The organism is Thalassospira sp. HJ (genome assembly GCF_000948415.1).
Classification (GTDB): Bacteria; Pseudomonadota; Alphaproteobacteria; order Rhodospirillales; family Thalassospiraceae; genus Thalassospira.
In genome coordinates this window covers 119,323-128,629 of sequence record NZ_JYII01000002.1, presented here as the reverse complement: position 1 = coordinate 128,629, position 9,307 = coordinate 119,323, and the positions used below count along the sequence as shown (strand labels likewise).

Here is a 9,307-nt window from a genome sequence, read left to right as displayed (position 1 = left end):
CATGTTCAATCCAAGCTTGTCTCATAGACAAACTCTTCAAAATTAACGTCTGCACATTTTGGTGGTTACCACAAATCAATCTGAATAAATCCAAATCGATCCGTCGTCTCCAGGATGCACAGACTTTAGCGCCATAACGCTGCCCGCGCATCCCTTCCTTCTGATCTACAATGTCAAAGAACTCAAAGGCCGAAGCCCCGAACCGTCCGTTCCGCGTCGCCGTCTCGTTGGCGCCGCACCCCGTCGGTGGAGGCGGGTTATAGGGCCCCAATACAAACCTGTAAACACCTTTTTCGGAAAAAAGTGCATTTAATCGGCATTTTTATAAATACTGTTGTTTTTCAAGGTGATAGCCAAACGGCCATATCCAACCATAACAGTCAGACTGCATTACACCGAAGACCCATGGTTGAAAAATCCAGCAAAGGCCCTGAAAACAGCCCACAAAGCCTAGGCTTTTAGAAGCCAAAAAACATTGCGCCGGATCAAAATGATTCGAAAAAGACCTGATCGCAACAGCCATGTTTCCTCGTAGATCGTCCAATCAGGGGCAAAACCGTTTGATTTGGTGCAATGCGCAACGTCATATTACCCCTGATAGTTCAAAGCGCGCTTTGCCCTTTTGGGCATCGGATCCGTACAAGGCCGCAAAATGCCGCAAAAGCGAATATGTGAACCTTTCCTTTACATTATCGCCCGATGATAAGGCGAGATAAAGATACCCCTCACCAGGCTCACGACATGTTAATTTGGCTCGAATGGCAGGTATTATATTTGTGAAACCCTAGGAAAAGCCCGCAGTTCGGGTCGGCATCCCTAGCAAGGGGTTTGACGCAGGAGTTCACAAATATAATACCTGTCCTTATGGATCTCCCGGATTTGCACGGGCTATTTTGTCGCAAAATCTTGAAAGATATCGATCTTCCTGTGATTTTGCTTCGCATATCCGCACAAATCCGGGAGACCATTCGAACCAAATTAACATGTCGTGAGCCTGAAAGACGGGCATCAGGGGACCGAAGGAAGATGATGAGACTGCGACAATATCTTATATGTGCCGCCGCCATTGCGGGGCTCTCTCTTGCCGGGTGCTCTGGCACCAACCTTGTGCCCAACACGGGTACGGGCAGTAGTGATGGCAAAGGTGGCCAGCCGGGTCCGTCCTTCACACAGTTTACCGATATTCCGATGCCATCCAATTCGTCACTGGATATGGATAGAAGCATCATCTTTGGCGCATCCGACGCCTGGCACGGACGCCTTGTCCTGAATGCCGGTGGCTCACAGGCGCAGATGTATGATTTCTATGAGCGCGAAATGCCCAATTTCGGCTGGAGCAAGGTGACCGTGGTGCGTGCCGATATTTCGGTTCTGGTCTATGACCGCGAAAACCGGGTGGCGACCATCAAGCTTACCGGCGGTTCCTTTGCCGGATCGGTGGTCGATATTACGGTGTCGCCAAAAGGCTGATCGCAAACCCGATCAGATCAAAAAACAAAAAGGGTGCCAAACGGCACCCTTTTTTTTTTAATGCAAAAGCATCGGCTTCGATCACGTGGTTTAGCGCGTCCCGAACAGACGGTCACCGGCATCGCCAAGGCCCGGCACGATATAGGCCTTTTCATTGAGCTTCTCATCAAGGCCGGCGGTAAAGATCGGCACATCCGGGTGCGCGTCCTGGAAGACTTTGACACCTTCAGGTGCTGCAACCAGCGCCATGAAGCGGATGTCCTTGTCTGCGACACCATATTTATTGAGCGTATCAATCGCAGCCACCGCCGAGTTGCCGGTTGCCAGCATCGGGTCAACCAGAATGAAGGTACGGCCTTCGACTTCCGGCAGTTTAACGAGATATTCGACCGGCATGTGGGTTTCCGGATCACGATAGAGGCCAATATGGCCGATGCGGGCTGAGGGCATCAGTTCAATCAGGCCATCGGCCATGCCCGAACCGGCGCGCAGGATCGGCACGACCGCCAGTTTGCGGCCCTGAATGACCGGCGCCTTCATCGGGCAGATCGGGGTTTCGATGTCTTCGAAGCTAACAGGAAGCTCGCGGGTGATTTCATAGCCCATCAGAAGGGCAATTTCCTTGAGCAGCTGACGGAAGGTCTTGGTCGAGGTGCTGACCTTGCGCATGTGGCTCAGCTTATGCTGGATCAGCGGATGATCAAGAATATGAAGGTTCGGGAAATCCTTGTGCGTGCTCATGTGCTTTCGGCCATCCTGTCTTGCTTTGCAGCCGTCCGAAACATGCGGCTGCCCATCTGATGTTTGCGAACCTAGCGCGTAGCGCCTTTGTCCGAGGATGGCAAGTAGAATGCCCCAATCAGATGACAAAAACAAACCCGATGAGATGAATTTGGCAATTGAAGGTGCCATACCCAACAGAAAAGCGGGGCGGCCCATATGACCACCCCGCTCTGCATTCTGACATCACTATATATAAAGTGTGTGCGTTAGCCGTTCCCACGCATCAATTCACCACGCGGTCGTTCGGCTCGGCCCGGACCGGGAAACCGTCAAGCGAATGATCGGCCTTGATCTTTGCCGCGTCATCTCGCGCTGCCGCAAGCGTGGCGTAAGATCCGATGCGGACATAGTACCAGGCACCTTCATCTTCCGGACCACGAACGACGACCGCGACTTCAAGTCCCTCACCGCGCAGTTCCTCTGCCCGCTGGCTGGCATTTTCGTGCACCTTGAAGGCGCCGACCTGAACGGAGAAGGGCTTGTCGGCGTTTGCAGCAGACTCAGTCGCCGGGGCCGATGGGGCCAGTTCCGGTGCAGCAGCGGTTTCGGTTTCTTGTGCTACCGGTTCTTCCGCTTCTGCCTCGGCTGCTTCGGTTGCGGTGCTATCCTGTGCGCTATCAACGGCTGGTGCTTCCGGGGCTGCCGGTGCGGCGGGCGCATCATCGGTGGTACCGGTCACGTCGCGGATTTCCGGTGCTGCGATTTCGGTTGAATCGGTTGCGTCGGCCGCGGTTTCTTCTGCGGTCTCGGTCGCTTCAGTTGCCGCCTCTTCGCTGTTGGTGGCATCATCTGCAAGGGCCTCGGTGCGCTGGGCAATCAGATCGCCGACCGGATCGTCGCTATCCTCGGCTATTTCCGGAGTGGCGACCGGTTCGGATGCCTCCGGGGTTGCTTTTTCGATTACCTCGGGCTCTTCCGGGGCGGAGGCCAGCATTTCGACTTGCGTCTGTTCGGTTTGCGTGGTGCGGGCCGCATCATCAGAATCCATAAACAGTCCTGCGCCGACCAGCATGCCAGCAAAGAACAAGACAAGGCCCAGCATGCCGGCGCCCGTGACCAGGCCAAGAAGGGTTTTGCGATCCATATCCGCTATCCGTGCATTAAGGTTTTGCCGATCACCGGGGTGCTTTCCCCCGCTTGCGTTACCATCACCCTGCCCGTCCCGGCCATAGATAAAGGCCGGAAGTGGTGCATCCTTTTGCCCGGCATCCGGATCACCTTGCGGTTCCGGGGTTGCGCGCAAATCAGGTTTATTGGTGTGGTCTTCGCCAGCCATGGATTTGGCCATCCTTCACGACATCAAAGTTACCCTACGTTTTTAACCGCCAGCACCTTTATAAAACGCTAAAGCCATGCGCAGACCTGCAACCGCACCGCTCGTGCCCTGCCGTGCGAGGGTCGCTATGGATCGTTCGTTTTGGATAAAAAAAGGGGGACTGGTATGTTCCCCGGCATTGTCCCGCACAATGATCCGGATACCAGCCCCCTCGAGTGAGAGAGATCGACCTTCGGGGAGAGAGAGTCCCGAAGATAGAAGCCATCAGGCACGCCATGTCAGCCTGATGGCCGGTCACAAACGACGTTGTCGTCTGCATTTGACAAACACAGTCATAGAGCATCGAATTTGCAAATGCAAACGATTATCACACACATTCGCAGAAAAAATTTTAGTGCGTCGAAAACGCGCTCGCAAATCGGGGCTAAGCCCCCCAACCAAAACGAGAATTTCGAAATTGTAGACAATTTTAAACCAGCTGTAAGCCGCAGCTATCCTCAAGGACAGCGCACTAAGGGATTGTTTTACAGATCAAGCTCTGTTTGGATCAGGGAAACTACTCATAAAAGTAGCGGTGTGAATGGGAGCGATGCGAGCCAACTGAACCAATACAAAAATAAACACGGTTTGCTCTGGAGTGACGAATATGACGGGAGACAAGGCCGCGAAGACGGCTATTACAGGGGGCGCTACCAGCCTTCTGACGTTACGGCGAATCTTACTCGTAACGGGGTTACTGGTTTCGGGTGCTGTTACATGGATGCTGCTTTGGACCGGTGACACCTATCGCAACTTTGCGATTGAGACGCTGAACAATTCAGTCAGTGGCACAGTCAATTTCTTTGTCGGGTCGCGTATTGCCACCGACTATGCCGACAAAATCACCCCCATCGCCAATGAATGGTCTCGGCTTGGCAGTCTGGTCAAAAGCTATCAGGAAAATGACCAGACCCGCATGAAGGCCGAGCTCAATATCCTGTCGAATGCGCGTGAAGTGGTTCAGGGGGATGTGAACCTTCTTGATGCGGTTTCCTATGATCAGGAATTCAATCAACTGGCAATATCGGATGCCAATCTTGGCGCCAGCGTTACCGATAATCCCGACGTCAAAGCCTTTCTGACCGGTCGCGAAAAGGCCGAAGCACGCAAACCGGCAAGCTTTATGTGGGCCACCCCGGACGGACGCCCGGTCTTTAGCCTGATCCTGCCAGTGGGTGGGTTCCGTGCGGTTGGCTTCCTTGAAGTCATTACCGATCCCCTGCCCCAGCTTGAAGGCATTGGTAAGGTTCTGGGCGGCAACTTCCAGATTCTCGATAGTTCCGGCACGGTTCTGTTTGAAAGCCTTGAGGCCCCGGCAGAAGCACAAGCCGGAGCAGCCCCCGCCGGTGATGCCACCGCAGAAAATGCCGATGCTGCAGCACCGGCGGAAAACCCCGAGGCACCTGAGACCGAAGCCAAACCGGCCGATACCGGCGGGACGCACCGTACCGCTGTAGATGTCGTCATCAGCGATGGTCGCGGCGGGGTCTGGGCCGAGGCCAGCTTTGACCGCGATGTGTCGGACTTCTATGCCCAGACCGATAGTTTGCGACTGCTGTCGATCGAGATTCTGGTCGGCGTGCTGCTGGCGGGCTGGATCGTCGGCTGGATCCTGTTGCGGACAACGGTCTTGCGCAACCTGCGGGCCTTTGCCCGTGCGATGACCTCGATCTCGAACGGGGATACGAACGTGACCCTGCCCGATGTCGGCAAAGACGAAATCGGCGAGATGAAAAAGGCGCTGATTGCGCTGCGTGAATCGGTGCGTCAGGCCATGATCCTGCAAAACATGGTCGAAAACACACCGACCATGACGGCGATGATCCTGCCTGATGGCAAGCTGAGCTACCTTAATGCCAGTGCGCAGGACTATCTTGGCGGCACGACGGAAACGATTTCGGGTGATTTCCTGCATCTTGGTGCGGAGTTCCAGACCAAGCTTGCCAATCCGAACAACCTGCCGTTCACAGAGATCATCCAGACCGAACGTGGCTATCTTGATGTTCTGGCAGCCCCTGTGCGCGACAAGGACAATGTCCTTCTGGGCACCATGCTGGCCTGGAACGATGTCAGTGAGCGCGAGGAAAGCAAGATCGCGGTCACCGAGATGATGGCCGAGGTTGCCCGTGTTGCCCAATCGGTGACCGAACAGTCCGAAGGGTTGCTCAGCCTTGCCAACGAACTGACAAGCCAGTCGGAAAACACCGTGCAGCAATCTGGCAGTGCTTTGGAGGTATCGCGCGATGCGGCATCCAACACCCAGAACGTTGCCACGGCAGTCGAAGAACTTTCATCCTCGATTGCCGAGATCAACCGTCAGGCAACCGAGGCATCCAACGTGACCGGACGGGCACGCGAGGAAGCCGAGGAAAGCCAGCGCAATATCGGGTCGCTTGAAAAGGCCAGTGCCGAGATCGGATCGATCATCGATCTGATCAACGATATTGCCCACCGCACCAAGCTTCTTTCGCTTAACGCAACGATTGAAGCCGAACGTGCCGGTGAACTTGGCAAGGGCTTTGCCGTGGTGGCGAACGAGGTCAAATCGCTTGCCGATCAGACCGCGAATGCCACCGGTCAGATCGGTGATCTGACCGCAGCCATTCAGCAGGAAGTGCAAAAGGCCGCCCAGTCGATCAGCACGGTTGGCGAGGTCATTCATCAGGTCAACGACATCCAGTTGACGATCACTCATTCGGTGGATGAGCAGCGCCGGGCAACCGGCGAGATTTCCGAAAACGTGCAGCGCATTGCGGCCGGTGCCGGATCGATGGATGAAATGATCACGTTTGTGAATGATGGGGCGCAGGGAACGGGCCGTAACGCCCATGACCTGAACACAGCCAGCCACAACCTTTCGGAAGTGGCGCACAACCTGTCAGAAAAAATGCGTGAGTTTAGCGAGCGGATGAAGCTGACCTGATCTGCTTTTCGATCACAATGCCCAACAATAAAGGGCGGCACTTTGCGGTGCCGCCCTTTTCATGTGATCAACTGGTCCCGTGATCAGCTTGCAACCGACTTCGATGCGATTTCATAAAGATCGCGCGAGAGTTCCGGTTTGGCGAGGATGCGGTTCAGGGCGGCCTTCATCTTGTCTGCCCGATCCGCATCGTATTTCGCCCATTTACCAAGCGGCGAGCACAGGCGTGCGGCAACCTGCGGGTTGATGTCATCAAGCTCGATCAGGCGATCGGCATAGAATTCATAGCCCGAGCCATCCTTGGCATGGAAATGACGCGGATTGGCCATGGCAAAGGCACCGATCAATGCGCGCACCTTGTTGGGGTTGCGCATGGTAAAGGCTGGATGGCTCATCAGGTCTTTGACGCGCGCCAGAGTATCTTCACGCGATGACATGGCCTGCAGCGAGAACCATTTATCGAGCACGACGGCATCACTGGCAAAGCGTTCCTCGAAATCGGACAGTGCAGTTCCACGGCCCGGATGATCAAGGTTATTCAGCACAGAAAGGGCTGCCATCTGATCGGTCATGTTATCTGCCGTGCCGTATTGCGCGGCGGCGATATCGGCATATTCATCCACCCCGCTTGCCACCAGATAGGCCAATGCCGTTGCGCGCAAGGCGCGTTGGCCTGCCGATGCCGCATCCGGGGTAAAGGCCGCATTTGATGCATTCTGGTGATAGGTATTGGCGAAATCGTCGCCAAGCACCTGCCCGATGCGTTTGCGAAGGGCCGTGCGGACCTGATAGATCGCCTCGGGATTGGCGGGACTGCGCTGTTCGGACAGGAAGGCCTCGCCCGGTAGAACAAGCGCATCGGCACGAAACGCCTTATCAAGATCGTCATTCACAAGTGTCGTGCGCATCGCCGCGATAAAGGCGTCTACCCGGGCCTGTTCGCCCGCAAAGGCCGCATCGACATCGCCGCCATTTGCTTCATAGGCCGCAATGGCAGAAAGCATCAGCCGGGTTGCGTATTTCTGCCCGGCTTCCCAGTGGTTAAAAGCATCACTGTCGTTACCCATCAGGAAGACAAGTTCGTCATCTGGCTGATCGGTTGTGATGTTGACCGGTGCGGAGAATCCCCGGTTAAAGGACAGAACCGGCTTTTCAGAAACGCCGTCAAAGATGAATTCCTGGCTTGCCTCGGTGAGTTCGACCGTCTTGGCAACCAGATCCGAACCATCCGCGCCCAGAAGCCCGATTGAAATCGGCATATGCAGCGGTTTCTTGTCTGGCTGCCCCGGGGTCGGGTCGGTTTTCTGGGTGATGGTCAAACGGTATTGTTTGGCATCCGCATCATATTCGCCCTGCCAGCCGAGTTTCGGTGTACCGGCCTGCGAATACCAGAGTTTGAGCTGCGTGAAGTCCGCACCATTGGCATCTTCCATTGCCTTGGCGAAGTCATCACAGGTCACCGCCTGCCCGTCATGGCGATCAAAGTAAAGGTCGATGCCCTTGCGATAGCCATCCGCGCCCAGCAGCGTATGCATCATGCGGATCAGTTCCGCACCCTTTTCATAGACCGTGGCTGTATAGAAGTTGTTGATTTCCATATAGCTGTCCGGGCGTACCGGATGGGCCAGCGGCCCGCCATCTTCAGGGAACTGGGCCGCGCGAAGGGCGTTGACGTCCTTGATGCGCTGCACCGGGCGGGAGCGCTGATCAGCCGAGAATTCCTGATCACGGAAAACAGTCAGGCCTTCTTTCAGGGACAGCTGGAACCAGTCACGGCAGGTAACACGGTTGCCCGACCAGTTATGGAAATATTCGTGTGCCACGATGGATTCGATGCGTTCATAATCAACATCGGTCGCCGTATCAGGCCGTGCGAGAACGAACTTGGCATTGAAAACATTGAGGCTCTTGTTTTCCATCGCGCCCATATTGAAGTCGGACACCGCGACAATGTTAAACAGATCAAGATCGTATTCGAGGCCATAGACCTCCTCATCCCACTTCATCGACCGCTTGAGACTGTCCATCGCATAGTCGCAACGATCTTCATTGCCATGTTCGACAAAAATACGAAGCGCCACATCGCGGCCCGACATGGTTTTGAAACTGTCTTCAACACAGGCCAGATCACCGGCCACCAGCGCAAACAGATAGGACGGCTTGGGGAACGGATCTTCCCACACCGCGAAATGACGCCCACCCTCAAGATCGCCGCTATCGATCAGGTTGCCGTTTGACAGCAGAACCGGGCAGCTTTCCTTGTTGGCATTGATCGTGACCTTATAGGTCGCCATTACATCCGGGCGATCCGGGAAATAGGTGATGCGACGGAAACCTTCGGCCTCGCACTGAGTGCAAAAGGCGCTTTGCGAAACATAAAGCCCCTCAAGGCGGGTGTTGTTGGCCGGTGAAATTTGGGTTTCAAGCTCGGCGATAAAGGTTTCGCTTGGTGCCATGAAACGCAGGCCTTCCTGATCGACACTGAAATCACTTGAAGCCAGACGCGCACCATCGAGTGTGACGGAAAGCAGCTTCATATCCTCGCCATGCAGGAAAACTTCGTCCCCCTTTCCGGTACCGCGCACAGGATTCGCAGCCATAAACAGGCGCGATTTGACATTTGTGACGTCACGATCAAGGTCAAAAACCAGTTCGACCTTTTCGACAATAAAGTCAGGTTCCTTATAGTCTTCGCGACGGATCACTTGCGGCTGTTCAGACATTGAGGTGTCCTTTTTTCCTTGGGCTGCGCGGTTTTGGAACGGATTGTATAAATTCGCCAATTTCGCAATGCAGTGTGGTGTTTCAGTACTGAA

At 55.0% G+C, this 9,307-nt stretch carries 5 protein-coding genes; 2 read left to right on the top strand and 3 right to left on the bottom strand.

What is annotated here, in order from left to right; all coding sequences use genetic code 11:
• Positions 1-1,026: 1,026 nt before the first annotated feature.
• Positions 1,027-1,470 carry a hypothetical protein gene (locus UF64_RS00680; RefSeq protein WP_235284917.1) on the top strand — a complete coding sequence of 148 codons (444 nt, stop codon included), beginning with the start codon at positions 1,027-1,029 and terminating at the stop codon, positions 1,468-1,470.
• Between the two features lie 90 nt (positions 1,471-1,560).
• On the opposite strand, the gene upp is transcribed toward UF64_RS00680, so the two are convergent.
• On the bottom strand, positions 1,561-2,211 hold the full coding sequence (gene upp / locus UF64_RS00675) for a uracil phosphoribosyltransferase (protein WP_044826678.1): 651 nt from the start codon (positions 2,209-2,211) through the stop codon (positions 1,561-1,563).
• Positions 2,212-2,476: 265 nt separating this feature from the next.
• On the bottom strand, positions 2,477-3,529 hold the full coding sequence (locus tag UF64_RS00670) for an SPOR domain-containing protein (RefSeq protein ID WP_161794585.1): 1,053 nt from the start codon (positions 3,527-3,529) through the stop codon (positions 2,477-2,479).
• A 760-nt stretch (positions 3,530-4,289) separates the two neighbouring features.
• Between UF64_RS00670 and UF64_RS00660 the strand changes: the two genes are divergently transcribed.
• The gene (locus UF64_RS00660; protein ID WP_044826675.1) at positions 4,290-6,491 is read left to right on the top strand and encodes a methyl-accepting chemotaxis protein; all 2,202 of its coding nucleotides are present in this window, start codon (positions 4,290-4,292) and stop codon (positions 6,489-6,491) included.
• A gap of 83 nt (positions 6,492-6,574) precedes the next feature.
• On the opposite strand, the gene pepN is transcribed toward UF64_RS00660, so the two are convergent.
• A complete protein-coding gene (gene pepN, locus UF64_RS00655; RefSeq protein WP_044826674.1) occupies positions 6,575-9,214 on the bottom strand; it encodes an aminopeptidase N in 2,640 nt (879 codons plus the stop codon).
• Positions 9,215-9,307: the final 93 nt, after the last annotated feature.